This window comes from Neobacillus cucumis (assembly GCF_016908975.1).
GTDB classification, from domain to species: Bacteria; Bacillota; Bacilli; order Bacillales; family Cytobacillaceae; genus Neobacillus; species Neobacillus cucumis.
The window spans coordinates 279712-306165 of the sequence record NZ_JAFBEX010000003.1 but is presented as its reverse complement, the minus strand read 5'-3'; the positions used below and the strand labels follow the sequence as shown (position 1 = coordinate 306165).

The 26454-nt window shown below is 39.1% G+C and carries 26 protein-coding genes, 1 pseudogene and 1 other annotated feature; of the genes and pseudogenes, 23 read left to right on the top strand and 4 right to left on the bottom strand.

Annotated features, from left to right (window positions below; all coding sequences use genetic code 11):
- Nucleotides 1–46: 46 nt before the first annotated feature.
- The 3 genes and pseudogenes from JOC76_RS05800 to JOC76_RS05790 form a co-directional block, all read right to left on the bottom strand.
- Nucleotides 47–1318, bottom strand: a complete 1272-nt coding sequence (locus JOC76_RS05800) for a cyclic GMP-AMP synthase DncV-like nucleotidyltransferase (protein WP_205176632.1) — start codon at nt 1316–1318, stop codon at nt 47–49.
- A gap of 26 nt (nt 1319–1344) precedes the next feature.
- Nucleotides 1345–2415: an SAVED domain-containing protein gene (locus tag JOC76_RS05795; protein WP_205176631.1), complete on the bottom strand. Its 1071-nt coding sequence runs from the start codon at nt 2413–2415 to the stop codon at nt 1345–1347.
- Between the two features lie 589 nt (nt 2416–3004).
- Nucleotides 3005–3307: pseudogene (locus JOC76_RS05790) on the bottom strand (AAA family ATPase); the annotation flags it as partial.
- A gap of 208 nt (nt 3308–3515) precedes the next feature.
- On the opposite strand from JOC76_RS05790, the gene cymR reads away from it, so the two are divergent.
- The 21 genes from cymR (at nt 3516) to JOC76_RS05685 (ending at nt 24311) form a co-directional block, all read left to right on the top strand.
- Nucleotides 3516–3935 carry a cysteine metabolism transcriptional regulator CymR gene (gene cymR / locus JOC76_RS05785; RefSeq protein WP_205176630.1) on the top strand — a complete coding sequence of 140 codons (420 nt, stop codon included), beginning with the start codon at nt 3516–3518 and terminating at the stop codon, nt 3933–3935.
- Between the two features lie 107 nt (nt 3936–4042).
- A complete protein-coding gene (locus tag JOC76_RS05780; RefSeq protein WP_205176629.1) occupies nt 4043–5185 on the top strand; it encodes a cysteine desulfurase family protein in 1143 nt (380 codons plus the stop codon).
- 34 nt (nt 5186–5219) lie between these two features.
- Entirely contained in the window at nt 5220–6338 is a 1119-nt protein-coding gene (gene mnmA / locus JOC76_RS05775) for a tRNA 2-thiouridine(34) synthase MnmA (protein ID WP_205176628.1), read from the top strand.
- Nucleotides 6339–6563: 225 nt separating this feature from the next.
- Entirely contained in the window at nt 6564–7217 is a 654-nt protein-coding gene (locus JOC76_RS05770; RefSeq protein ID WP_205176627.1) for a tetratricopeptide repeat protein, read from the top strand.
- 30 nt (nt 7218–7247) lie between these two features.
- Complete coding sequence (gene recD2, locus JOC76_RS05765; RefSeq protein ID WP_205176626.1) at nt 7248–9659, top strand: SF1B family DNA helicase RecD2; 2412 nt, start codon at nt 7248–7250, stop codon at nt 9657–9659.
- A gap of 25 nt (nt 9660–9684) precedes the next feature.
- A complete protein-coding gene (locus JOC76_RS05760; RefSeq protein WP_205176625.1) occupies nt 9685–10161 on the top strand; it encodes a PRC-barrel domain-containing protein in 477 nt (158 codons plus the stop codon).
- 11 nt (nt 10162–10172) lie between these two features.
- The gene (locus JOC76_RS05755) at nt 10173–10364 is read left to right on the top strand and encodes a YrzR-like zinc ribbon domain (RefSeq protein ID WP_205176624.1); all 192 of its coding nucleotides are present in this window, start codon (nt 10173–10175) and stop codon (nt 10362–10364) included.
- A gap of 57 nt (nt 10365–10421) precedes the next feature.
- The gene (locus tag JOC76_RS05750; protein WP_205176623.1) at nt 10422–10556 is read left to right on the top strand and encodes a YrzQ family protein; all 135 of its coding nucleotides are present in this window, start codon (nt 10422–10424) and stop codon (nt 10554–10556) included.
- Between the two features lie 91 nt (nt 10557–10647).
- On the top strand, nt 10648–11712 hold the full coding sequence (locus JOC76_RS05745; RefSeq protein WP_205176622.1) for an AI-2E family transporter: 1065 nt from the start codon (nt 10648–10650) through the stop codon (nt 11710–11712).
- Nucleotides 11713–11757: 45 nt separating this feature from the next.
- Nucleotides 11758–11992 (top strand) — a binding site (T-box leader).
- Between the two features lie 117 nt (nt 11993–12109).
- Nucleotides 12110–14746: an alanine--tRNA ligase gene (alaS, locus tag JOC76_RS05740; RefSeq protein ID WP_205176621.1), complete on the top strand. Its 2637-nt coding sequence runs from the start codon at nt 12110–12112 to the stop codon at nt 14744–14746.
- Between the two features lie 235 nt (nt 14747–14981).
- Entirely contained in the window at nt 14982–15248 is a 267-nt protein-coding gene (locus JOC76_RS05735; RefSeq protein ID WP_101651947.1) for an IreB family regulatory phosphoprotein, read from the top strand.
- 3 nt (nt 15249–15251) lie between these two features.
- Entirely contained in the window at nt 15252–15668 is a 417-nt protein-coding gene (ruvX, locus tag JOC76_RS05730) for a Holliday junction resolvase RuvX (RefSeq protein WP_205176620.1), read from the top strand.
- 12 nt (nt 15669–15680) lie between these two features.
- On the top strand, nt 15681–15980 hold the full coding sequence (locus tag JOC76_RS05725; protein ID WP_205176619.1) for a DUF1292 domain-containing protein: 300 nt from the start codon (nt 15681–15683) through the stop codon (nt 15978–15980).
- A 174-nt stretch (nt 15981–16154) separates the two neighbouring features.
- Nucleotides 16155–17291, top strand: coding sequence for an endolytic transglycosylase MltG (mltG, locus tag JOC76_RS05720; protein WP_205176618.1), 1137 nt, complete (start codon nt 16155–16157; stop codon nt 17289–17291).
- Between the two features lie 287 nt (nt 17292–17578).
- A complete protein-coding gene (locus tag JOC76_RS05715) occupies nt 17579–18220 on the top strand; it encodes an O-methyltransferase (protein WP_205176617.1) in 642 nt (213 codons plus the stop codon).
- A gap of 5 nt (nt 18221–18225) precedes the next feature.
- On the top strand, nt 18226–19155 hold the full coding sequence (locus JOC76_RS05710) for a peptidase U32 family protein (protein ID WP_205176616.1): 930 nt from the start codon (nt 18226–18228) through the stop codon (nt 19153–19155).
- Between the two features lie 91 nt (nt 19156–19246).
- A complete protein-coding gene (locus JOC76_RS05705; RefSeq protein ID WP_205176615.1) occupies nt 19247–20521 on the top strand; it encodes a peptidase U32 family protein in 1275 nt (424 codons plus the stop codon).
- Nucleotides 20518–21153, top strand: coding sequence for a uridine kinase (gene udk, locus JOC76_RS05700; RefSeq protein WP_205176703.1), 636 nt, complete (start codon nt 20518–20520; stop codon nt 21151–21153). The genes JOC76_RS05705 and udk overlap by 4 nt, the downstream gene beginning before the upstream one ends.
- A gap of 154 nt (nt 21154–21307) precedes the next feature.
- Nucleotides 21308–21784 (top strand): transcription elongation factor GreA, encoded by a 477-nt coding sequence (greA, locus tag JOC76_RS05695; RefSeq protein WP_205176614.1) that lies wholly within the window; start codon nt 21308–21310, stop codon nt 21782–21784.
- Nucleotides 21785–21842: 58 nt separating this feature from the next.
- Nucleotides 21843–23609, top strand: a complete 1767-nt coding sequence (locus tag JOC76_RS05690) for a peptidoglycan D,D-transpeptidase FtsI family protein (RefSeq protein WP_205176613.1) — start codon at nt 21843–21845, stop codon at nt 23607–23609.
- Between the two features lie 69 nt (nt 23610–23678).
- Complete coding sequence (locus JOC76_RS05685) at nt 23679–24311, top strand: YrrS family protein (RefSeq protein WP_205176612.1); 633 nt, start codon at nt 23679–23681, stop codon at nt 24309–24311.
- Between the two features lie 34 nt (nt 24312–24345).
- On the opposite strand, the gene JOC76_RS05680 is transcribed toward JOC76_RS05685, so the two are convergent.
- Nucleotides 24346–24549: a DUF2536 family protein gene (locus JOC76_RS05680; RefSeq protein ID WP_205176611.1), complete on the bottom strand. Its 204-nt coding sequence runs from the start codon at nt 24547–24549 to the stop codon at nt 24346–24348.
- Nucleotides 24550–24815: 266 nt separating this feature from the next.
- On the opposite strand from JOC76_RS05680, the gene mtnN reads away from it, so the two are divergent.
- The gene (gene mtnN / locus JOC76_RS05675) at nt 24816–25511 is read left to right on the top strand and encodes a 5'-methylthioadenosine/S-adenosylhomocysteine nucleosidase (RefSeq protein WP_205176610.1); all 696 of its coding nucleotides are present in this window, start codon (nt 24816–24818) and stop codon (nt 25509–25511) included.
- An 18-nt stretch (nt 25512–25529) separates the two neighbouring features.
- On the top strand, nt 25530–26453 hold the full coding sequence (locus tag JOC76_RS05670; protein WP_205176609.1) for a PLP-dependent cysteine synthase family protein: 924 nt from the start codon (nt 25530–25532) through the stop codon (nt 26451–26453).
- Nucleotide 26454 lies beyond the last annotated feature (1 nt).

Genomic DNA, 26454 nt, shown 5'->3' with positions numbered 1-26454 from the left:
ACTATTCCAATGGATTAGTCTTTTTTGTTTATATATGAATAATTAATTATCGAATATTAACTTTAATTTGTTGCCTGCATAATTCGGTGCCTTTGCGATATACACGACATGTCATTGTATGCGTTCCACGATAACGTGTTGTTTCGTGGATATAGTTACCAGTTTGGATGTGATTCGTGTCTGTTCCACATTCATCCCCAGTGTTTTGGACTTCCCATGTTATAACATCAAAGTCCTTAAAATTTGGGGTTGCTTTAAAATAAACCGTTTTTCCCTTTGGTAATCTGCCTCCAATATTCCTAAGTGGGATTTTAGCATTTGGCTTCCATTCAACCATTGCATCGACAAGAACCATATATGGTGATGTAGTAAAGCTTTTAGTAACAGCTCTGTTTTCAGCTGATTCCGTAATAAATGCAGCCCAATATGAATGATTAAAAAAATCGTTCCATGCTGAAATAGCTTGTACCGCCGTACAATTGTCTTTGAACAACACATCTAACTTATTTATATAAGTGATTAAACGTGAATAAAGATTGCTTACCTTTTGCACGTCCTTATTTGTCATCAATAGACTGATTGAGGCATCGACGGGGTTGTATACTTCTTTATTGAATTGTAGACGGTCACGAATGGCTTTAATTGTATAGTAGAAGGTTTCATCAATTCTTTCTTTCTCCTGGATGCATTCTTCCACTAAAGCAGATTGAATCAACCCACCTGGCATTAACCAACCACTTCTTGATTTACAGAACATTTTCAATAACCTTACAACGGTTCGGATTTTTCCGTCTGTTGTGGCATTTTTTGAATTAAACCAATTAGTAATGGCTCTGGGGTCTCTTCGCCGCCATTGGCTTCCACAATGTTCATATTCATAAACGTCCCAAAAATTTTTGTACCTTCTATAAACAGCAAAATCGATGTGATAGCCATCTGCATATTCGACTCTAACGGCATTCGTAAGAGCCTCTGGTTCAGTATTAAATTGTTTGCATTTTCTTCTTAAAGCATCTTCTACTATATTTTTTACTGCAGTGGTTCCTTCTGGAATATTTTCTTTATCAAAAATGATAGCAACATCAATATCGTATTCATTTTTGTCGTTTTGGGTTACGGTACTCATAGCCATACTACCCTGAACAATATCATCGACAAATTGATAATTGGTTTTTTTCTCATTGTTGTACTCAATTAAACCGTCCTCTAATCGGTCGATATTTATCTTCTTTTTTTCGTTTAGATTTTTTTGTTCTACTCCACTTAGAACAACATGATTGGAATAGAAAGTATTAAATTTGGAACTTAGATCAAACATTTTCCCCGTCTCCTTGTTAAACCAGATTATGATTCTATATAGGTTCCTTTACGATTCCCATTTAGCACGATACCCCACGGATATTTGGGAGTTGACTGTGCAGTAAATTGATAACTAATTACTTCAACCATTCGATGGTCATCAAGTAATTTTCCAACCTCAAAAGCTAAGCAACTTTGTCCTGCGTACACAAGATGAATTTTTGTTAAATTGGAAAACCTCTTAGGAAGCCCATCTATTAAAAGTTGGTAAATCGTATGGGTATACGATTCAAGCTGATCGGTATATTTAATTGTGTTATCTGTTGGGTGAGTGATAGCTAAATGAATAATTGGACATGTAAATTGAGATAAATTCCCATTAGTTATTTGTTGTGTAATACTAACAGCCAACACAACTTCGTATGCGGTTAAAGGTACGACTTGATTTAAAGGTGGGGTTAATTCTAAGGATGTATATGGCTTTCTCTTCTTTTTACAAATTGTAAGCGGATAGTAGGATTGCTTGAATTTATCATATTCAAAATATCTTTCAATTTTTTCTTTGCCCAAAAGTTTGCCTGCCACAAAAATAAATGGGATTGGAGCGATTCCTGTATAGGCTCTGCTCTTATCGCTACTCTCAGCTTTGAAAGTGGCCATTTTTTCTGTGATTATATCCTGTATCTCATCAGCAACTGTTGAATCCATTCCTTTACGATAAGGCCTGATAAAATCAATCTCTCTTTCCTTGAATTCAAATGCACTCAAGTTTAGGTCTTTATAATGCTTTTCGATTCGGTAATCAGAATACCCGTTGATGTTAATGACATAAATCCTGCTTTTAATATATAATAATAAGAAGACACCCAGGATGGATAATATACCGCCAACAACCATTTGAACATAATTGGTATTAACTTGTGTGTTGGTAAGAAAAGCAAAAACTTTGTCATCAAAAGTTCCGAATGAAGTGGTAATAAGTTCGAGCCCAATCGTGATAAACGTATAAGATAAAGATTCTTCTTTTTGTTTCTGAGCGAAATGTTTTATTATCAAAAATAATCCACCGATCAGAAAAAAGGCTGCAATAATCCATGTAATAGTATTTAATGTCAAAAAAACACCTCCAATAAATTCAACACCTCCAATTATATACAATTTCTAGTAAAAATAGGTAGTTTGACATAATAATAGTGAAAATTAATTCTAGGTATAATGGTACCAATACATCAAAATATTAAGGTAATCTTATTTTTTAAAAATATTTCTTCATTTAAAAAGACGTGTTCAAAAAAATGGACACGTCTTTTAAATATATTTTTGAGAAATTTACTTGTTAAGATTGTTATTTTAATCTAGGTATGAAAGATTGTTGTTTGGAGCTAGTTATATATAGTTAATTATTTTCATTAAGATTTCTACCTATTATTATGTACATTCTTTTTGTTTTCTAAGGTCCTCGATGCTTCGCATCTGCGGATACGCCTCCCGCTGTGGGCTACATTCTCCTCCAACTGAACTTATTATTTAATTAATTCCCTTTCATATTTCTTTTTAATTTAATATAACATCTAGGATATTTACCCTTCATGATAATAAACTAGTTTTTTATCCATGTGTTTTGATTATGGATATTATCTAATCCTTATAAAATAAGAAAGAGACAGGAGTTCCACTCTTTTAACTCCAGGAATGGTTATACAAGAACTTCATCTAATAGGAGGATTACTTTGCCGGACATTTTCGCTTCTGCGGCAACAATCTCCATATCTTTTTTATTGTTTGTGACTGCGTTCAGTGTCCGAAAGGCATATTTTGTACTTCCAGCAATGGCACTGGCAATGGAGGTTTTTCCAATGCCAGGCGGCCCGTATAAAATCATTGAGGTCAGCTGTTTGGCCTTTACCATCCTAGCAATAATCTTTCCTTCTCCAACCAAATGCTGCTGCCCAACAACTTCCTCAATTGTACGCGGACGCATACGGAATGCTAATGGTTTTTGCTGCATAATCATCTCTCCAACTATTTGAACTAATGGATTAGTTCGATGTTAATAAAATTCAATTCTATTTATCCCTACTATTTCTTCTAAATTTAACTTTACCATTTTCCCTTAGAAAAGCATATTAAAGAAGAATATGATATAATTTTGAATGCCTATCAAATTACTGAGATTTTATTTATTATAGATACATTAACGAATAGGGGTGCTAAAGATGAAAATTTCTACAAAAGGTCGTTATGGTCTGACGATCATGATTGAATTGGCAAAAAAACATGGTGAAGGTCCTACTTCTTTAAAAACGATAGCTCAGGCAAATGAACTTTCTGAGCATTATTTAGAGCAATTAATTGCACCATTACGAAATGCTGGTTTAGTAAAAAGTATTAGAGGGGCATATGGAGGCTATGAATTAACAAGTCCACCTTCGAAAATTACCGCAGGCGATGTTATTCGTGTACTTGAGGGTCCGATAACACCGGTTGAAGGGATAGAGGATGAAGAACCAGCTAAACGCGAGCTGTGGATTCGTATTCGCGATGCTATTAAAAATGTGTTGGATAATACGACCCTAGAAGATCTTGCTAGTCATAGTAATGATCATGAGCCAGAAGGTTATATGTTTTATATTTAAGGTTAAAAATAAACGTAACGGATTTACTAGATACGTCGAAGAATGTAGTAATCCTACAGTAATTTGAATTGTAAAATAGAGAAATATTTTGATTGAAGGTGTAATAAATGGAACGAATCTATCTCGACCATGCTGCAACGAGTCCGATGCACCCAAAGGTAATCGACAAAATGGTCACTATTATGAATGCAACTTTCGGAAACCCTTCGAGCATTCATTCCTACGGAAGAGAAGCACGTCACTATATTGACTTAGCACGTGCCGCGCTTGCCCGCAGCATTGGAGCCCAGGAAAATGAGATTATTTTTACTGGTGGTGGAACAGAAGCAGATAATATGGCATTATTTGGTGTGGCTGAAAGCTCCCAATCAAAAGGTAGGCATATTATTACTACACAAGTGGAACACCATGCTGTGCTTCATGCCTGTAACAAGTTAGAAAAAATGGGCTATGAAGTTACCTATCTGCCAGTCGATGAAACAGGACGAATTTCCATAGCTGACCTCCAAGCGGCATTAAGAGATGATACGATTCTTGTATCCATTATGTACGGAAATAACGAAGTAGGAACTCTGCAGCCTATAAATGAAATTGGTCAATTACTTACCAATCATCAGGCTATTTTTCATACAGATGCTGTTCAAGCGTATGGCATTGAAAACATTGATGTTAAGGAAAGCAATATTGATTTATTATCCGTTTCCGCTCATAAAATTAATGGCCCAAAAGGAGTTGGTTTTCTTTTTGCCAGGTCAACGGTTAAATTAGCTCCACGCCTCTTTGGCGGTGACCAAGAAAGAAAACGCCGTGCCGGTACGGAAAACGTTGCCTCTATTGTTGGATTTCATGAGGCGGTATTAATAGCAAATGAAGAGCGGTCAGAAAAGCGTGAGAAGTTCATTTCGCTAAAGAAGACTTTACTAGAGAAGCTCCATGAGGGGCAGGTTGAATTTAACATAAACGGTTCACTTGAATATTCACTCCCACATGTATTAAACTTAAGCTTTCCGGGAACGAGTGTGGAGGCAATGCTGGTTAATCTTGATTTAGCAGGAGTGGCTGTTTCAAGCGGTTCAGCATGTACTGCAGGTTCGATTGAGCCTTCCCATGTTCTTGTTGCCATGTTTGGTAAACAATCAGCGCGGCTGACCAATTCGATTCGCTTCAGCTTTGGCTTTACAACTACGACAGAAGAGGTAAGTAAAGCAGCCAAAGCCATTACGCAAATCGTGAAGCGCCTGAAAAAATAGATTTTTATAGACTTGTTTGAAGAGAGGTGAAATCATGGAAAGAAAAGCCCCAAAGGACACACGTGTTGTGGTTGGAATGTCAGGAGGAGTCGATTCCTCTGTCGCTGCGCTTTTATTGAAGCAGCAGGGCTATGACGTTATCGGCATCTTTATGAAAAACTGGGATGATACTAATGAATTTGGTGTCTGTACAGCTACAGAAGATTACGAGGACGTGATACGTGTCTGCAATCAAATTGGCATTCCTTATTATGCCGTAAACTTTGAAAAACAATATTGGGACAAGGTATTTACCTATTTCCTTGATGAATATAAAGCGGGCAGGACGCCAAACCCTGATGTGATGTGTAACAAAGAAATTAAATTTAAAGCCTTCCTAGAGCATGCCATGAACCTAGGTGCGGATTACCTCGCTACAGGCCATTATGCTCGTGTCGAGTTCCGTGATGGTGAATATAAAATGCTCCGCGGTCTTGACGAAAATAAAGACCAAACCTATTTCCTAAATCAATTATCACAGGAGCAGTTAAGTAAAGTGATGTTCCCAATTGGTAATCTTGAAAAATCAAGGGTTCGGGAGATTGCGAAGGAGGCAGAACTCGCGACTGCGACGAAAAAGGACAGTACTGGGATTTGTTTTATTGGCGAACGGAATTTCAAAGAATTCTTAGGTCAATACTTGCCTGCACAGCCGGGAAACATGGAGACCTTTGAAGGGGAAATCAAAGGCAAGCATGAAGGGCTGATGTATCATACCATTGGTCAGCGTCATGGTCTTGGAATTGGCGGATCAGGTGAACCATGGTTTGCAATCGGTAAGGATTTAAAAAGAAACATCCTGTATGTTGGACAAGGCTTCCATCATGAAAAATTATATTCTGATGCAATTACGGCAGTAAACGTAAGCTGGGTTTCGGATCGTGAGAAGCCTTCAGAATTCGAATGTACAGCTAAATTCCGTTATCGTCAGGAGGACAACAAAGTCACGGTTCGTCTCTTAGAAGGGAACAATGTACAAGTTCTTTTCCACGAGCCAATTCGTGCGATCACACCTGGTCAGGCGGTAGTTTTTTACAACGGTGACGAATGCCTGGGCGGCGGAACGATTGATAAAGTTTATAAAAATGGTGAACGGTTAACCTATGTTGGCTAATTTTATGACCCAGATTCCTTCAATGGAGTCGGGTCTTTTTTACTGTTTGGCGGAAAAAACAGAAAATCAGGTGGAATAAACGCAAAAGTCGGCGGAATTAGTCCCCAAACAGGAGGAATTCAAATAATAAAGACTATCAAAGTAATGGTCGTAAACCGTCCAAAATCCAAAACATAATTTCAAACAAAAATATGTTATACTTTCATGTAGATTGGAGTGGACAAAATGGATAAAAACCAATTAGGTGTACAATACATGCAAGAAGGTAACTGGGAAGAGGCAGCCAAAGCCTTTAACGATGCAATTGAAGAAAACCCGAAAGACCCAGTAGCCTATATCAATTTTGGCAATGTTCTCTCAGCAGTAGGCGACGATGAAAAAGCCCTCAAATTTTATCAAAAAGCCATCGAAATCGACGAAAACGCTGCTGCAGCTTACTATAGTATCGGAAACCTGCTCTTTAGTCATGACCGCTTTGAGGAAGCGAAACATAGTTTTGAGCAAGCCATGCGAAAAGGGCTTGATTCAAGCGACACATACTTTATGTTAGGCCTAACCCTCATACAGTTAGACCAAGGAAGACTAGCCCTTCCATACTTGCAGCGAAGTGTCGAGCTAAACGAACATGACGCAGAAGCATGCTTTCAATATGGATTATGCCTGGCTCAAAATGAACTCATTGATGAAGCAATTATTCAACTAACTAAATGTATCGAACTGGATCCGAACCATTCAGATGCTTATTATAACTTGGGTGTTTCCTACGCATTCAAAGAAAATCAGGCCGAAGCCCTTACAATGTTTAACAAAGCACTCGAAATTCAGCCCGATCATGTTCTGGCAGGTCACGCAAAAAAGTTACTCGAACAAATTCAATAATTATAAATACAGACGAAAGGAGGAAGCAGAATGGAAATGCAAGACACCCTTGATTTATTTGCCGAACAAGGAAAGTTCGTGAAGGGAAGACCGATTGTCACCATTTTTCATAATGAACAAAATCTATACACTGTTCTTCGAATCCGCGTCGACGAAACCAATGATCAATACGATGACAAAGAAGCGGTGATAACCGGTTATTTTCCGAAAATTCACGAACAAGAAACCTACATATTCTTTGGAGAATTTAAAGAACATCCAAAGTTTGGCCTACAGTTCCATACCAAACATTTTCGAAAGGACATGCCCCAGACCAAACAAGGGGTAATTGCTTATCTATCAGGGGAAATGTTCAAAGGCATCGGGAAAAAGACAGCGGAGAACATTGTGGAAACTCTTGGCGAAAATGCGATTTCAAAGATACTCAATCAGCCGTCACTACTTGATTCCATTCCAAAGCTTCCTCCGGAAAAAGCCAAAACGCTTTATGATACCTTGATGGAACATCAGGGGCTTGAGCAAGTTATGGTAGCTTTGAACCAATATGGTTTCGGACCGCAAATTTCCATGCGTATCTATCAAGCCTATAAAGAGGAAACGCTATCGACTATTCAAAAAAATCCTTATCAGCTGGTTGAGGACATTGAGGGAATCGGTTTTGGACGGGCGGACGAGCTCGGCTACCAGCTGGGGATTTCCGGCAGCCACCCTGACCGCATCAAAGCAGCTTGTCTTTACACTCTAGAAAATGAAAGCATGCAAACAGGCCATGTCTTTATACATGCAGAGGATTTGCTTGAACAAGTAAAGTCGCTCCTCGAAGAAAACCAACGCGATCAAATTGAGTATATCCATATTTCAAACGAACTGATTAAACTCCAAGAAGAGGGGAAAATAATTGGCGAGGAAAAACGAATTTATCTCCCGTCCTTATTCTTTGCGGAAAAAGGTCTAGTAACTAGCGTTAATCGAATATTGAAGCAAACTGAATACAGTGAACAATTCCCTGAATCTGAGTTCCTCCTAGCACTAGGCGGCTTAGAAGAGCGTCTAGGTGTGCAATATGCCCCATCACAAAGAGAAGCCATTCAAAATGCGCTCATGTCTCCGATGTTGATTTTAACAGGCGGTCCGGGGACGGGTAAAACCACCGTTATCAAAGGGATCGTCGAACTTTATGGTGAACTCCACGGCTGTTCGCTTGAGCCAAAGGATTATTTCAAAAAAGATGAACCGTTTCCGATTTTACTTGCGGCCCCTACAGGCCGTGCGGCAAAGAGGATGACCGAGTCAACAGGACTTCCTGCTGTGACCATACACCGCTTACTAGGTTTTAATGGAACAGAAGGATTTGACCGCGATGAGAATAGTCCGTTAGAGGGGAAAATTATAATCGTCGATGAGACATCAATGCTCGATATTTGGCTTGCCAATCAATTATTTAAGGCTCTGCCCGAACATATTCAAGTCATTATGGTAGGGGATGAGGATCAGCTTCCATCGGTTGGACCTGGTCAAGTATTAAAAGACTTGCTCCAATCACAAACCATTCCAACGGTTCGGCTTACCGATATTTACCGTCAAGCAGAAGGGTCGTCGATTATCGAATTAGCCCATGATATCAAAAAAGGCTATCTCCCACCAAATATAACCGCCAAACAAGCGGACCGTTCCTTTATAAAGTGTTCAACGGCACAAGTTGCTCAAGTTGTTGAAAAAGTTGCTCTTAACGCCAAAAATAAAGGATATACGGCAAAGGATATCCAAGTGCTTGCACCGATGTACCGGGGGCCGGCTGGAATTGACCGCCTAAATGTTTTATTGCAGGAAATCTTTAACCCAAATCCCGATGGCAAGCGGAAGGAAATCAGCTTTGGCGAGGTTAAATACCGAATTGGCGACAAGGTACTCCAACTAGTCAATCAGCCGGAAGAAAATGTTTTTAATGGTGATATTGGCGAAATTATCAGCATCATATATGCTAAAGAAAATACAGAAAAGCAAGATATGATTTATATTTCCTTTGAAGGCAATGAAGTGGAATATACAAGGCAAGACTTAATTCAAATTACTCATGCTTATTGTTGCTCTGTACACAAATCACAGGGCAGTGAATTTCCAATTGTCATCCTCCCAATTACAAGAAGCTATTATCGGATGCTGCAAAGAAACTTAATCTACACCGCGATTACCCGCAGTAAACAATCATTGATTATCTGTGGGGAGGAAGATGCGCTTAGGATGGGAGTAGAACGGGCGGATGAGAGTAAAAGACAAACAACGCTTTGTCAAAAGCTGCAGGAATCAATTACGATGGTGACACAGCCCCCTATAGATATTTCTAGCGAGCTATCCTATGAAGAAGAAATGATGCGGGTCAATCCCATGATTGGAATGGAAAACCTTACCCCTTATGATTTTTTAACCATTGACGGAAACTAAGAAATGTTCGGGGGGTGAAAACTCTTTGCCGACATTTTCGTTATTAAAAGGACAGCCTGTTTTTGAAACCAGAAGTGGAACAAAAATAGGTGAAATAATGGATCTTTGTATCGCTAGCACTGGAAAAGTTGACGGACTCTTAGTCAAAAAAGGAATATTCTTCAAACAAACCTACTTCCTTGATATACAAAAGGTCGCCTCCTTTGGCTGGGATGGGGTCATGATTGAGGATTCCAAGTATTTAAAAAAATTAAAGGAGAGTCCTGAATATACATTAAACCATCAACATGCGATCGATGGGATGTTGATGCTTTCTAAAAGCGGTGACTCCCTCGGATTGTTAAAAGATGTATATTTTCAGGAAGAATTGGGCACAATCGTAGGGTATGAGATTACGGATGGCTTCTTTTCGGAAATCACGGAAGGCAAACAAGTCATTCAATCCGGTAAGCCCGTCGCGATCGGAAAGGATGCCATTATCGTAGATGTAAATGATACGTGAGGTGTCTTTTCGTGTTAAAGTGTCCCAATTGTCAAAGCAAAGATATCGGCAAAATTGGTATTAACCAGTATTATTGCTGGAATTGTTTTATTGAACTCTCCGTTAACAAAGGAATCATCAATACCCATCAGGTTGAAGAAGACGGGTCACTCAGTTCATTAGATGATCTGTTTGAAGAAGAAGAACGTCGTTATACGATTTAAAAACATCGAGGTCCCCTCGTTTGTTTGTCTGGCCAATTTGTCTAAGAGGTGAGACGCATGAATAAAATGATGACGACCATGCTTGTTTTTGGTGCAGGAATGGCAGCATATAATATTGCCCAAAGGAATAATATGATGTCAGCCCGCAATATGAAAAGAATGCAAAAAAAGCTTAAACGTGTAATACTTTAAATGTATCCCCCTCAAAGTTCTGAGGGGGATTTAGTATAACTTGTATATTTCCACCAGCAGTCTCCAAAACTAATGTAAGGAGGGCTTCGACGTGGATATTCGTTTAAAATGGTATTATCGAATTGGGTTTGTACTCCTTTTATTAATCGCCATCTATGTTTTTTTAAAGATTAGTTCTTTGTGGATGCCGATTGTTCGAATTATTGGAACGATTCTTTTTCCATTTATCATTGCCGGGTTTATTACGTATTTACTTCACCCCATTGTGGAAAAATTACATGAAAAAGGGCTTCACCGAGGCCTTGCTATCATCTTGATTTATGTTATTTTTTTTGGCGGCATCGGTTTTTCTTTATATAAAGGAATTCCCATCGTCATTAATCAAATAAAAGATTTATCTGAAAGTGCACCTGTGTTTGCTGAACAATATCGAGAATGGATTGCCCTGCTGCAAAAACATACAAAGGAATGGCCTGATGGATTGCAGGCACGGGTTGATGATGGAATCGATGCAATTGAAAATAAGCTTAACTCACTATTAACGATTATCGTTAATATCCTAGTCGACATATTAAATTCTGCTCTTTTGATGATGATCATTCCTTTTATTGCGTTCTATATGCTTAAAGATTACCCATTATTAAAAAGGACTGTGTGGTACTTAAGTCCTAAAAAATGGCGAAGAAAAGGGACAATGTTTCTGAAGGATGTAGATCAGTCACTCGGCGGCTACATTAGAGGTCAGCTGCTTGTTTGTATCATTATTGGCAGTGTTTCTTCTCTGTTATTTTGGCTTTTTCATCTGAATTATCCGCTTCTTTTAGGGTTAATTGTCGGGGCAACAAATGTCATTCCCTATTTTGGACCCATCATTGGAGCTATCCCAGCGGTAATCATTGCCGCCACTGTTTCTATTAAGTTAGTGATCATTACCGTTGTGATTGTCTTTGGTTTACAGTTTTTAGAAGGCAATATATTGTCGCCGTATATCGTTGGAAAGAGTTTGCATATGCACCCTTTATTAATTATGGCGGCTTTAACAACGGGCGGTGAAGTTGGCGGAATTCTTGGATTAATTCTTGCTGTTCCCATTCTTGCGGTTATAAAGGTGGGTATCATTCATGCAAAAAACCACCTAATTAACGATTCAAATTGACAAACGTTTTGTTGGTGGCTATAATTCGTCATATAGAATAATTGTTTAAAAATGTAGAAGGAATTAAGTATGTTGTAGTCCATCTGTAACGCGTACTTGCGTAAAAGAGAGGAGCTTCCCAGGCTGAAAGAAGCTCTAGATGAAGGATAACAGAAAGCTATTCCGGAGTGCAGCTAATCACTGCCGTCATTGCCGCGTTAAGGCTGTAATTGAGAGATGAATACAGGCTTTTTGTATTCATAATCAGGGTGGTACCGCGAGACTAGCTCTCGTCCCTGTTTTGGGATGAGGGCTTTTTTGTGTGCTTTTTTAAAAAGGTGTGTTAAAGGTTGAATCTGTAGCAGAAATCAACAGCCTAATTTAAAAGAGCCTTTAAATTAAAGGAGGTCTATAAAAAATGAAAAAATTAACAGGAGCGCAAATTCGTTCTATGTTTCTTCAGTTTTTTAACGAAGAAAAAGGACATAACATTGAACCAAGTGCATCACTTGTTCCGCATGATGACCCATCATTATTATGGATTAACAGCGGTGTCGCTACATTAAAGAAATACTTTGACGGTCGTGTGGTTCCAGAAAATCCGAGAATTACTAATGCACAAAAATCAATCCGTACCAATGATATTGAAAATGTCGGAAAAACAGCCCGCCACCATACGTTTTTCGAAATGCTTGGAAACTTTTCAATCGGTGATTACTTCAAGGAAGAAGCCATCATTTGGGCATGGGAGTTTCTAACTGCAGAAAAATGGATTGGTTTTGACCCAGAGTTATTAAGTGTGACGGTCCATCCAGAGGATCATGAGGCATATGAAATTTGGCATAAAACGATTGGTATTCCAGAGGAGCGGATTATTCGCTTGGAAGGGAACTTCTGGGACATTGGGGAAGGCCCAAGTGGACCAAACACAGAAATTTTCTATGACCGAGGTCCTGAGTATGGAGATGATTCTTCGGACCCTGAATTGTATCCAGGCGGTGAAAATGAACGCTATTTAGAGGTTTGGAATCTGGTATTTTCACAATTTAACCATAACCCTGATGGTACCTATACCCCACTGCCAAAGAAAAATATTGATACTGGAATGGGACTTGAGCGGATGGCATCCGTTGTTCAAAATGTTCCAACCAACTTTGATACCGATTTATTTATCCCGATTATCCGGGCAACAGAAGAAATATCTGGCGTAAGTTACGGTGTGGACAAAGAAAAGGATGTCGCTTTTAAAGTAATTGCAGACCATATCCGGACGGTTGCTTTTGCTGTTGGTGATGGAGCATTGCCGTCCAATGAAGGACGCGGCTATGTATTGCGCCGCCTGTTGCGACGTGCTGTTCGCTATGCGAAGCAAATCAATATTAATCGTCCATTTATGTTTGAATTGGTACCTGTAGTTGGCGAGATTATGCAGGATTACTATCCAGAAGTAAAGGATAAGACCGAATTTATTCAAAAAGTTATCAAAAATGAGGAAGAACGTTTCCATGAGACCCTTCATGAGGGCTTAACCATTTTATCAAACGTCATCAGCAAGGAAAAGGAAAAGGGCAGTAATACCATCTCGGGTGCTGATATTTTCCGTTTATATGACACGTATGGTTTCCCGGTTGAATTAACAGAGGAATATGCGGAAGAAGAAGGCATGAAAGTCGATCATGATGGATTTGAGGCAGAAATGGAACAGCAGCGCGAACGTGCTCGTGCAGCTCGTCAGGATGTCGATTCCATGCAAGTTCAAGGCGGTGTCCTACGTGATGTTACACTTGAAAGTAAATTTGTTGGTTATGACGAATTAAACACGAATTCTACAGTCATTGCGATTATTAAAGAAGGTCAGTTAGTTGAAACAGCTGGAACAGGTGAAGAGGTACAAGTAATCCTTGATATCACTCCTTTTTACGCAGAAAGCGGTGGTCAGATTGCTGACCGAGGCTTGCTTCAAGGGGATGGCGTGACGGTTGCGGTTAAAGATGTTCAAAAAGCACCGAATGGTCAAAACCTTCATAAGGTTGCAATTGAAAACGGACAACTGAAAACCAATCAACAGGTAACAGCAACAGTCGACGCAGAGAATCGTGTCAAAATTATTAAAAACCATACTGCAACACATTTGCTTCACCGTGCATTAAAGGATATTCTTGGAGAGCATGTCAACCAGGCTGGATCGTTAGTTGAACCTGATCGTCTCCGTTTTGACTTTTCACACTTTGGTCAAGTGAAGCCGGAAGAATTAGAACAAGTCGAACGCATTGTAAATGAAAAGATTTGGCGCAATATCGAAGTTGATATTAACTTAAAGCCAATTGCTGAAGCGAAGGCAATGGGGGCCATGGCACTCTTTGGTGAGAAGTATGGCGATATTGTTCGTGTAGTTAGAGTCGGCGATTACAGCCTTGAGCTTTGCGGTGGATGCCACGTACCAAATACATCTGTTATTGGTTTATTTAAAATTGTTTCCGAGGGTGGAATTGGTGCAGGAACAAGAAGGATTGAAGCTGTTACAGGTGAATCCGCTTATAAACTACTAAATGAGCAGGTTCGTTTATTAAATGATACAGCTGAAAAATTAAAAACCAATCCCAAAGATATTAGCAGCCGAATTGAAGGTTTATTAACGGAAATCAAGCAGCTGCAGCGTGAAAATGAATCACTTGCAGCCAAGCTTGGAAATATTGAGGCAGGCAACCTTGTTTCCAATGCAAAAGAAATTGAGGGCGTGACGGTTTTATCTGCCAGAGTCCAAGCGGCTGATATGAATAATTTACGAAATATGGCCGATGATTTGAAACAAAAGCTTGGATCTGCTGTCATCGTCCTTGGTAGTGCACATGATGGAAAAGTTAATTTAATTGCAGCCGTCACGAAGGACCTAATTGAAAAAGGCTATCATGCAGGTAAATTAATTAAAGAGGTTGCTTCCCGATGCGGAGGCGGCGGAGGCGGTCGTCCAGATATGGCGCAAGCTGGTGGAAAAGATCCGGAGAAATTGGATACTGCACTTCAATTCGTTGCTGAATGGGTGAAATCCGTTTGATAATGGGACAAACTAGTGTAAAATATAGGTAACTAAAAGAAAAGCGGAAGCGCCTTGCCCAGGGCCGACAGGCATAAGTCAAGCCGGCGAGAAGGTTGTTCTTTAACCTTCTTGATGGATTGGCTTATGACCCCGAGCCCCCTAGGTGCTGTAGCTAGACATCAGAAATGTTGCAGTGTGTAGGCCCTGCAGTTTGACACTACAATTCTCGTCAACTAATAAGCGAGGTGGAGACATGAGCTCATTTGATAAAACAATGCGGTTTAATTTTCCGGAAGATCCGTTTGAACATGACGTAAACGATGTACTTTTTCAAGTATACGAGGCCTTACAAGAAAAAGGATATAATCCAATTAATCAGATAGTAGGATATCTATTGTCAGGTGATCCTGCCTATATTCCTCGGCATCGTGACGCCCGTAATATCATCCGTAAGCTAGAACGGGATGAAATTATTGAAGAACTGGTTAAATCCTATCTAAAACAACAACGAGAGGGTTAATAGATGCGTGTATTGGGATTAGATGTAGGCTCAAAAACCGTTGGGGTAGCTTTGAGTGATGAGCTAGGCTGGACGGCGCAGGGTCTAAAAACGCTCAAAATCAACGAAGAAAAACAAGAGTTTGGTTTTGAGGAAATTGGGCAATTAATAAATGAGTATCAAGTCGATAAAGTCGTTATCGGATTACCTAAAAATATGAATGGGACGATTGGACCGCGAGGTGAAGCAAGTCAAAAATTTGCTGCAGAAGTAGAGGGCAGATTTGCTGTTCCAACCGTTTTATGGGACGAGCGATTAACCACAATGGCTGCAGAACGTGTTTTGCTTGAGGCAGATGTCAGTCGGAAAAAGCGCAAAAAGGTCATTGATAAAATGGCAGCCGTCATGATCCTACAAGGTTTTCTTGATAGCCAAAAATAATGAGGTGGAAAAATGGCACAAAATCATAATCACGAAGAAGATCGCTACATTACACTAGTTGATGAAAATGGCGATGAACAATTATTTGAAATACTTTTCACATTTGACTCTGATGAATATGAAAAGTCCTATGTATTCTTTTACCCAGTAGGGGCTAATGAAGATGAGGAAGAAGAAATTGATATTCTAACCTATGCTTATATTCCTACGGAAGATGGCGGTTTCGGAGAGTTAATGGAAATTGAAACAGATGAAGAATGGGATATGGTAGAAGAAGTATTCAATACCTTCAATGAAGAACAAGAAGAATAAGATTTTTTGAACCGGCTTATCATGAGTCGGTTTTTTTGTTCGTCTAATTTTGACATATTGCTTGTTAAATTGACATTTTTCGTACTATGTGCTCAAATTAATATTGATTGGATTTTATTGAATGTATAGATAAACAAGCGTTCATGTACCATTGGCATCGGGAAGGGGGACAAGATGAAGACAAACGACAAAGAACATAAAAAAGCTGTTATTCGACAAAAAATGTTAGAACATCATCATGAAGCGAAAATTGTCCGAAGGATTGTTTTATATATTTCCATCTTTCTGCTCTTATTCATCCTTTTAATAGGCGGCGGAGGTTACCTTTACATAACATCCGCATTAAAACCAGTTGATTCAAACAGTAAAACCACAAAAACAGTTGATATTCCAATGGGCTCATCTGTTACAGGAATTGGTGAAAGATTAGAGCAAAATGGAATCATTAAGAGCGCAAAGGTTTTTAAGTACTATGTCAAGTTTAAAAACGAAGGCGGCTTTATGGCAGGCGAGTATCAATTAAGTCCTTCAATGGGAGTTCCTGAAATTGTCAATCGTTTAAAAAACGGTAAAGTATTAGCAAATGCCACTTTTAAAATAACGATTCCTGAAGGGAAACAGCTTAAGGAAATTGCTGGGATCATAGCAAAGGCGACCAACCAAAATGAGAATGATGTGTTTAACAAACTAAATAATCGTCAATATATTAAAACGCTAATGACCAAATATCCAGACATCTTAACAGATGAAATCTTGCATTCAACTGTAAAATATCCACTGGAAGGTTATCTCTATCCGGCCACCTATCCATTCTATAAACCAAATCCTACTCTGGATGAAATCGTCACCGCGATGCTCGATAAAACGAGAATGGTACTATCTGATTACACAGAGAAAAGGAAAGAAAAGAAGCTGTCTGTTCATCAATTATTAACAATGGCCTCTCTTGTTGAAGAGGAAGCAAGCGCAAAAGCTGATCGTAAAACGATTGCCAGTGTTTTTTATAATCGGATGAAAAAAGGGATGCCACTGCAAACAGATCCAACCGTTTTATATGCACAAGGCAGACATAAAGAAAAAATCTATTATAAAGATTTAGAGGTAGATTCACCCTATAATACCTATAAGCATACTGGGCTACCACCTGGACCGATTGCTAGTGCAGGTAGAATATCCATTGAGGCAGCACTTGAACCGGCTCAAACCGATTATTACTATTTCCTTGCAACAGATAATGGTGATGTTATTTTTACAAGAACATTGGCTGAGCACAATCAGAAAAAGGCTGAGTATATTTCCAATAAAAAATAATGTGAACGTGGGGGAAAGATTAGCATTCCCCCTATTTTTATGGTAGAATAGTTCAGGTATTTTAATATGTATTCTATAGCGTAACCCACAGATACAGAACTGGCGGCAGATTTTGCTGTGAATAGCTCTAAAAGTTATTTCTTTTAGCTGGTTTTCATTTGATTCTGTGAACGCTATTTTTTCATGTCTAAAGCATTCTTTTTTGGCAAATAATAAAAGCATTTGAATTTAAGAATCTTCCGGATGAAAGCTTCCGGTTTTCTTATGAGGATAGAGGTGACGGCAGCTTGTTAAATGAAAAGCTGCATTCTTATATAGAAGGTCTTATTCCCGAAAGGAATAGTTTATTTACAGAAATGGAGAAATATGCTAGCGAACATCATGTTCCCATCATGGAACTTGCAGGCATTGAAACCATGTTGCAATTATTGAGAATTCATGGATCCAAAAAAATTCTTGAGGTCGGAACAGCAATTGGTTATTCTGCTTTAAGGATGGCCGAAGCCCTTCCTGAGGCAGAAGTTGTTACGATTGAAAGGGATTTGGATAGAATTCAAACGGCCAAAGAATTTATTCAGCGTTCAGGAAAAGGCGGACAAATTATCTGCATCGAGGGAGATGCCCTGGAAGTAGAGAATGATGTGCATGCACATGGTCCATTTGATGCGATCTTTATTGACGCTGCAAAAGGTCAATACAAAAAGTTTTTTGAGTTGTATGCAAAGTGTTTGAAAGCAGATGGATTAATTGTCACGGATAATGTCCTATTTAAAGGTCTCGTTGCCGAAGATGAGATTGAATTCAAAAGAACTCGAAACTTGGTCAAAAAAATAGCTGATTTCAATAAGTGGTTAATGAATCACTCTGAATATCATACCGTTATTTTACCAGTAGGAGACGGAATAGCCATAAGTATTAAGAAGAGGTGAGGGTTATGAAGAAACCGGAATTACTTGTTACCCCATTAACAGTTGACCATATTTTACCATTAGCAGATGCAGGAGCAGATGCATTTGTGATAGGTGAACAGCGTTATGGACTGCGGCTTGCAGGGGAATTCAATCGTGATAATGTCCGTAAGGCGATTGAAATGGCACATAGCAAAGGAAAAAAAGTATATGTAGCCATGAATGCCATTTTTCATAATGAGAAAATTGGGGAACTTGATGACTATATTCAATTTGTTAAAGAGGCAAATGCAGATGCGATTATCTTTGGCGATCCTGCAGTTCTAATGACCGCTAAAGAAGTGGCTCCTGAAATGAAACTCCATTGGAATACAGAAACAACCGGTACAAACTGGTTTACTTGTAATTATTGGGGTTCAAAGGGTGCCAAACGGTCCGTTCTTGCCCGTGAAATTAATATGGATGCCATTATTGAAATAAAAGAAAATGCAGAAGTGGAAATTGAAGTACAGGTTCACGGGATGAGCTGTATGTTTCAATCTAAACGTTCCTTGCTTGGAAATTACTATGAATATCAGGGCAAGGTCATGGAAATTGAAAATCGTAAAATGGAAGAAAATATGTTCTTGCACGATAAAGAGCGTGGAAATAAATATCCTATCTTTGAAGATGAGAATGGAACGCATATCATGAGCCCAAATGATATTTGTATCATTGATGAGCTTCAGGAAATGATGGAGGCTGGTGTTGACTCGTTTAAAATTGACGGGATCTTAAAAAGCCCAGAATATATTTTGGCTGTGACAAAAGCTTACCGTACGGCCATTGATTTATGTGCAGAAGATCCGGATGCGTATGATGACAAAAAAGACGAGCTTTTAGAAGCTATAGAAGAAATCCAACCAGCCAATCGTTCATTAGATACAGGCTTCTATTTCAAAGAAACGGTTTATTAAGAGAAGGCTCTGTTAAACAATATTGTTGTTTTTATACTTAGTTGATTGGAGCGGAAATCAACAGCCACATTTTTATGGGAGGGGTTCAATCGTGAATACACTAAAAGACAAAATTTCTGAAATAATTAACGGAAAGCGCGTCATTGTAAAGAAGCCAGAACTCCTAGCACCTGCAGGCAATCTAGAAAAATTAAAAATTGCCGTACATTATGGTGCAGATGCTGTCTTTATTGGCGGGCAGGAATACGGCCTTCGTTCGAATGCCGATAACTTTACCTTCGAAGAAATGAAAGAAGGCGTGGAGTTTGCTAAGAAATACGGAGCCAAAATATATGTGACAACGAACATCTTTGCTCACAATGAAAATATTGACGGCTTAGAAGAATATATTCTGGGGTTAAAGGAAACCGGTATAGCAGGGATTATTGTAGCTGACCCGCTTATTATTGAAACCTGCCGCCGCTTAGCGCCTGAAATTGAAATCCATATTAGTACCCAGCAATCCCTTTCCAACTGGAAGGCTGCCCAGTTTTGGAAAGAATCAGGAGCAGAACGGGTTGTTTTAGCCCGTGAAGTGGGTGCAGAGGAAATAAGAGAAATGAAGGAAAAGGTGGATGTTGAAATCGAAACCTTTATCCATGGTGCGATGTGTATTGCCTACTCTGGTCGCTGTACATTAAGTAATCATATGACAGCTAGAGACTCTAACCGCGGCGGCTGCTGTCAATCATGCCGCTGGGATTATGACCTTTACAAGCTTGAGGGCGAGGAACAAGAAAATGCTCTGTTTAATGAAGGGGACGCTCCTTTTGCAATGAGCCCAAAAGACCTTAACCTCATTAAAGCTATTCCAAATATGATTGAACTTGGAATCGATAGCTTGAAAATCGAAGGGCGCATGAAATCAATCCATTATATTGCTACGGTTGTAAGTGTTTATCGTAAAGTCATTGATGCTTATTGTGCTGACCCTGATAATTTTGTCATTAAGAAAAGTTGGTTAGAAGAACTTGATAAATGTGCCAACCGTGAAACAGCTCCAGCGTTTTTTGAAGGAATTCCTGGGTATAAAGAGCAAATGTTTGGTAATCATAGCAAGAAGACAAACTTTGAATTTGTAGGACTTGTGTTGGATTATAACGAAGAAACACAAATGCTCACCTTACAGCAGCGTAATCATTTTAAACCAGGAGATGAAGTGGAATTTTTCGGACCTGAAATTGAAAATTTCACACATGTAATTGATAAGGTTTGGGACGAAAAAGGGAATGAATTAGACGCTGCTAGACATCCACTTCAGATTGTAAAATTTAAATTGGACAAACCGGTATACCCTAACAACATGATGCGAAAGGAGAACGCATAATGCGCAAACCGGTTGTTATTGGTGTAACCGGCGGCTCCGGCTCCGGAAAAACCAGTGTAACAAATTCGATCTATGAAAGTTTAAAAGATCTTTCTATCTTAGTGTTGGAGCAGGATTATTATTACAAGGATCAGCGAAATGTCCCCTTTGAGGAACGTTTAAAAACCAATTATGATCACCCGCTAGCCTTTGATAATGACTTGCTCATTGAACATATTGAGAAGCTATTACGGTATGAACCAATCGAAAAACCGGTCTATGATTATTCGATTCATACACGCTCAGAGAAGGTAATACCTGTTCAGCCTAAAGATGTTATTATTTTAGAAGGGATTTTAGTATTAGAAGATGAGCGTCTTCGCGATTTAATGGATATTAAATTGTATGTGGATACAGATGCTGATTTAAGGATTATTCGCCGATTACAAAGAGATATTAAAGAACGCGGGAGGTCGATTGAGTCCGTGATTGACCAGTATCTAAATGTTGTCAGGCCCATGCATAATCAGTTCATTGAACCAACTAAACGTTATGCTGATATTATTATCCCTGAAGGCGGGCAAAATCATGTGGCGATTGATTTAATGGTCACAAAAATTCAAACAATTCTTGAACAAAAATCAATTTTATGACACAATAGCAACAGAATAGACTTAAAATAAATAGTAATAGTGCGCGCCCTTATTGGAAGGACGCGCTACTATGTATTTACCTTATGTACTATAACCTACATATAACACACACAATTCTAATGGGGGATTGTGAAGACTAGAAGGAGTGAGGATTTTGGCTACTGAGAAAGTATTTCCAATGACACAAGCAGGTAAGGATAAACTCGTACAAGAACTTGAACATTTGAAATCGGTTAAACGTAAAGAAGTTGTAGAGAGAATTAAAATTGCTAGAAGTTTCGGTGATTTATCTGAAAACTCCGAGTATGATTCTGCGAAAGAAGAACAAGCATTTGTTGAGGGCCGGATTACCACATTAGAAAATATGATTCGAAACGCAAAAATCATTGCTGAAAGCGAATTAGCAGGTGACTCTGTTACTTTAGGAAGTTCAGTTACCTTTATTGAATTACCAAATGGTGAAGAAGAAACGTATTCAATCGTAGGAAGTGCAGAGGCTGATCCATTTGAAGGAAAGATTTCAAATGATTCACCGATTGCTAAAAGTCTTATCGGGAAAAAAGTGGGCGATCAAGTAACCGTTCAAACACCGGGCGGAGAAATGAATGTTCGTATTGTATCGATTAAATAATTAATTCAATAGTTTGAAAAGCTCGAACCTCGTCAAAACTTTTGACGAGGTGTTTTTTATGTGGAAAAGACGGGCCTTTGGATGGCTAATCATTTGTATCATTGGCTTTGCATTGCTATTAATCAGGCTTATGCAAATTCAACTAATTGAAACAGAGGCATTTTCTAAGCATAACATCAATTTACTTGAGGAAAGTGTGCAGCAAAGAACACAAGAGCTGGTGATAGATAACGGCAGGGGAAATTTTCTGGACCGAAATGGCGTTATGCTTACCCATAAAAAAGTTTCCGTCCTTGTCCTGTTTCCATTTTTAAAAAAAATAGACTGGAATGCAAATAAAGTTTCTGAAATTAGCGGAATTCCGGTCAAAACCTTAAAAAATGCAGTAGAACGGGCAAAAAAACCGTTTGCCTATGGTAATCCGAAGCCACTAGAATTAACCTCTTCACAAATGGAACGAATTAATCAATTAAATATACCTGGTGTTTTCGCAATAGAAAAGAAGTTTGAACGTTCAGAGGTTCCGGCAGAACAACTGATTGGTTTGACTGGTGAAAACCCAAAAGAAGTTAAAAGGCGGTATCCAAATAAAGAGTTATCAGAAAAAACTTTGCTTGGTGTATCGGGACTGGAAGAGAGCTTCGATGAATTTCTGCTTCCAGAGGGGAAATCGAAATTGGTTTACCATGTCGATGGTTCTGGCGGACCACTATTTGGGATAAATGTAAAGTATGTTGATCCGGCTAATCCATTTTATCCGGTTAATATTCGGACCACTATTGATAAGAACATTCAGCAAAGGGCCGAGGATTTAGTAGATCAATCCCAAATTAAAAAGGGCGGTCTAGTCCTTCTTGATATAAAAAACAGCAGCATCCTCGCCATGGTTTCCCGTCCATCGATTAATAAAAAGGACCCTTATAGCGGTGCAGGGATCACCAATAGGATGTTAAAACAACAGATCGTAGGCTCGGTATTTAAAACGGTTGTGGCGGCTGCCGCAATTGACCATAATCTTGATTCTCCTATGCGTCAATTTGATTGCAGTAAAAAAATTAATGGAAAGCCAGAAGTCCAATATAATTATGGTATGTTAGATTTTACGAATAGTTTTGCGAGAAGCTGTAATCAAACTTTTGGTGAACTAGCAAAGGAATTACAAAAAGAGGACCCTCTTTCTTTAGAGGAATATGCCGGTAAATTAGGATTAACCGGCGGTGTTGGCTGGCAGGGTGATGTCTATCATACAAGTAATTTTAAACAGCTTCCTGACGAGGATTCTGGTAGGGTATTTGTATCGGATGAGGCAAGAAAGGATGCCAATATGGCCGCAATGTCTGGGATAGGACAGAATGAAGTACGAGTCACACCTTTAGCCGTTGCTAATATGATGGCAACGATTGCTAGAGGGGGAAAGAAAGAGATGGTAAGGGCCGTATCTAAAATTGAATATAAAAATAGGACGACGATGGTAGATTTTCCTGTGCAAAGCTTAGGGGGGGATAGCATCTCACCCTATACGAGCATGAGGCTGCAAAAATTGCTTCGCGAAGTCGTTCTTAATCCAAATGGGACAGGAAGATGGTTTCGAAATCTCCCATACGAGGTTGCTGGGAAATCAGGTACTGCTGAAACAGGAAAATATATCGATGGCAAGCAGCTTCATAATAAATGGTTTGCCGGGTATTTTCCATATAAAAATCCAAAATATGCTCTTGTGGCTGTTAATTTAGATGTGTTAGATACGGAGGGCGGTGTGAACTTATTATTTGCCGATATGGTCAAAATGCTCTATGAAAAAGATAAGGAAAAAAGTAGTGAGTAGGTTTTCCCTTCAAGTTCTCCTTAAATCATGTTAAAATATTGAGAGCCTTATTTTTTGGAGGGATTAATCTTGAGTAATGATGGAAATTCGCGTTCGGGTTATCGAACAAAACGGAAAAAAACAAATCTTGTTTTAAATACGCTAATTGTAGTTGTACTGCTATTAATTATTTTTGTTGCATATAATATTTTTGCATCGGGAAATGATAATGCTTCATCAACTAAGATAGAAAGTAGTACTAAAACGGAACAAACAAAAACTACTGATAAAGAAAAAACAACAGATAGTAAAACAACGACCAAAGATAATACAAAGGACGACACTGTATCAAGTGACGACAGTTCTTCTTCAGACGATCAAACGGCAGACGAACAAGATAGTCAAGAAACAACCACACCCGAACAGCCAGCTGATACACAGGCCGCTGTTACTGATAATGGAAGTTCTTCTACAACGCAAACTAGTGAGCATAAAATGACATTTGAGGGTGAAGATTGGCAGCAGATGTTAAATGCCATTTCTGGTGCAACAGGTCTTGACCAAAGCAATATGACCGTTTATTGGCTTGGCAGTGATAAGTCTACTGCCAATGGAGCCGTTGGGACAGTTGCTTCTAAAGATAATACAAAGAAATATAAGGTTTATATTAAATGGGTGGATGGCCAAGGCTATGTACCTACAAAGGTTGAAGAAGTTCAATAATAAAAAGAGGATGGTGCTTTTATTAGGCACCATCCTATTTCTTTTTAAAATGAACGACCGCGGTAAAATAAGTCTGTCCGTTCTCGTTCATTTGCATTTGGTGTGATACCGAATGAACGGATAACATAAGCGCACGATTTTCATCAATCTGTGACTCAATTTGTTTTTGTAATGATTTTATATTAGTTGCCTCAAAAAATTCTACCTTATCCTCAATAAAGTCGAGCTGAAAATTCATCTTTATCCTCCTCTCTATATGTTCATTTTAGTGATTATTATCCTTGTAGACAATCTCTTTAGCATTAATCTAGCAGGTTGTTTTTAAATGGTGTTAGAATAGGGTTTACGGATACGATGTATGAATCCGAGGAAGATTATAATCGTATTAACGTAAAAATAAATAAATTGCCTACGCTAACCTAACACATCATTATTGAATACAATAAATCAATCCATTTTGTTGCGAGGTTAATGGGTGGCTGTAAAGAAGGAAGAGGTAAATTTATGAAGATTGCCATTATCGGAGCAATGGAAGAAGAAGTTACTTTACTAAGGGATAATATTAAGGATCAAAAACAAGAAACGGTAGCGGGCTGTGAATTTACATTTGGGAACATGCACGGTTCAGAGGTTATCCTGTTGCGCTCAGGAATTGGGAAAGTAAATGCTGCAATGTCGACCACCATCCTGCTTGAAAAATATAAGCCTGATTGTATTATCAATACCGGTTCAGCAGGAGGCTATAATCCTTCCTTGAACGTAGGGGATGCTGTTATTTCAACGGAAGTCCGCCATCATGATGTCGATGTAACCGCCTTTGGTTATGAATATGGCCAGGTACCTCAGCTGCCAGCTGCGTTTTTAGCGGAGGAGCGTTTGGTTACTGTTGCTGAATCAGCTGCAAAGGAACTGGATAATTTTCAAATCGTAAAAGGACTAATTGTTACAGGTGACTCATTTATGGAAGACCCGAAACGTGTGGAGTTTGTAAGGTCGAAATTTAAGGATTTGCAGGCGGTTGAAATGGAAGCGGCAGCGATTGCTCAGGTCGCTTATCGCTTTGGTACTCCGTTTGTTATCATTCGTTCACTATCCGATATTGCAGGCAAAGAGTCTGAAATATCATTTGACCAATTTATTGACAAAGCAGCAACTAATTCTGCTACTTTAGTTATGAAAATGGTGGCTGCATTAAAATAGTTTTACAGGGGTGAAGCAATGCAGTTTTACAAAAACGTCCATGAGTTAATTGGGCAGACACCAATTGTTGAAATTACTCAATTTTCATTGCCTAAAGGCGTTCGTATTTTTGCAAAGCTTGAATTCATGAACCCAGGGGGAAGTGTTAAGGACCGCCTCGGAATTGAACTCTTACATGAGGCGTTTGCGAGCGGAAAACTTAAACCGGGCGGTACCGTCATTGAACCCACTGCTGGAAATACCGGAATTGGCCTGGCTCTTGCTGCGATTAATAAAGGAGTACAGGTCATTTTGTGTGTACCAGAAAAATTTAGTATTGAGAAACAGACGTTAATGAAGGCCTTAGGAGCTAAAGTCGTTCATACTCCTACAGAACAAGGGATGAAGGGAGCAATCGCTAAAGCGGAGGAGCTTGTAAAAGAAATCCCGGGTTCTTACTGCCCTCAGCAATTTGGAAATCCAGCCAATCCTGAAACTTATTACAAAACACTTGGTCCTGAAATTTGGAAGCAAATGGATGGGGATGTTGATATTTTTGTTGCGGGTGCAGGTACGGGCGGTACATTTATGGGGACCGCTCGTTATTTAAAAGAGCGGAATCCACACGTTAAAACCGTTATCGTGGAACCTGAAGGGTCCATTTTAAACGGCGGTGAATCGGGACCGCACAAAACAGAAGGGATTGGAATGGAATTTCTGCCTGGTTATATGGATTCTGCTTATTTTAATGCTATTCATACGGTATCAGATATGAATTCCTTTCGTCTTGTCAGTGAGTTAGCGGCGAAAGAGGGACTTTTATGTGGAAGTTCTTCAGGAGCGGCCTTTTTTGCAGCCTTAGTGGAGGCAAAAGCTGCAAAAGAGGGGACCCATATCGTGGTTATTTTTCCGGATGGAAGCGAACGTTATTTAAGTAAGAAGATTTTTGAGGGAGGTATCTAGC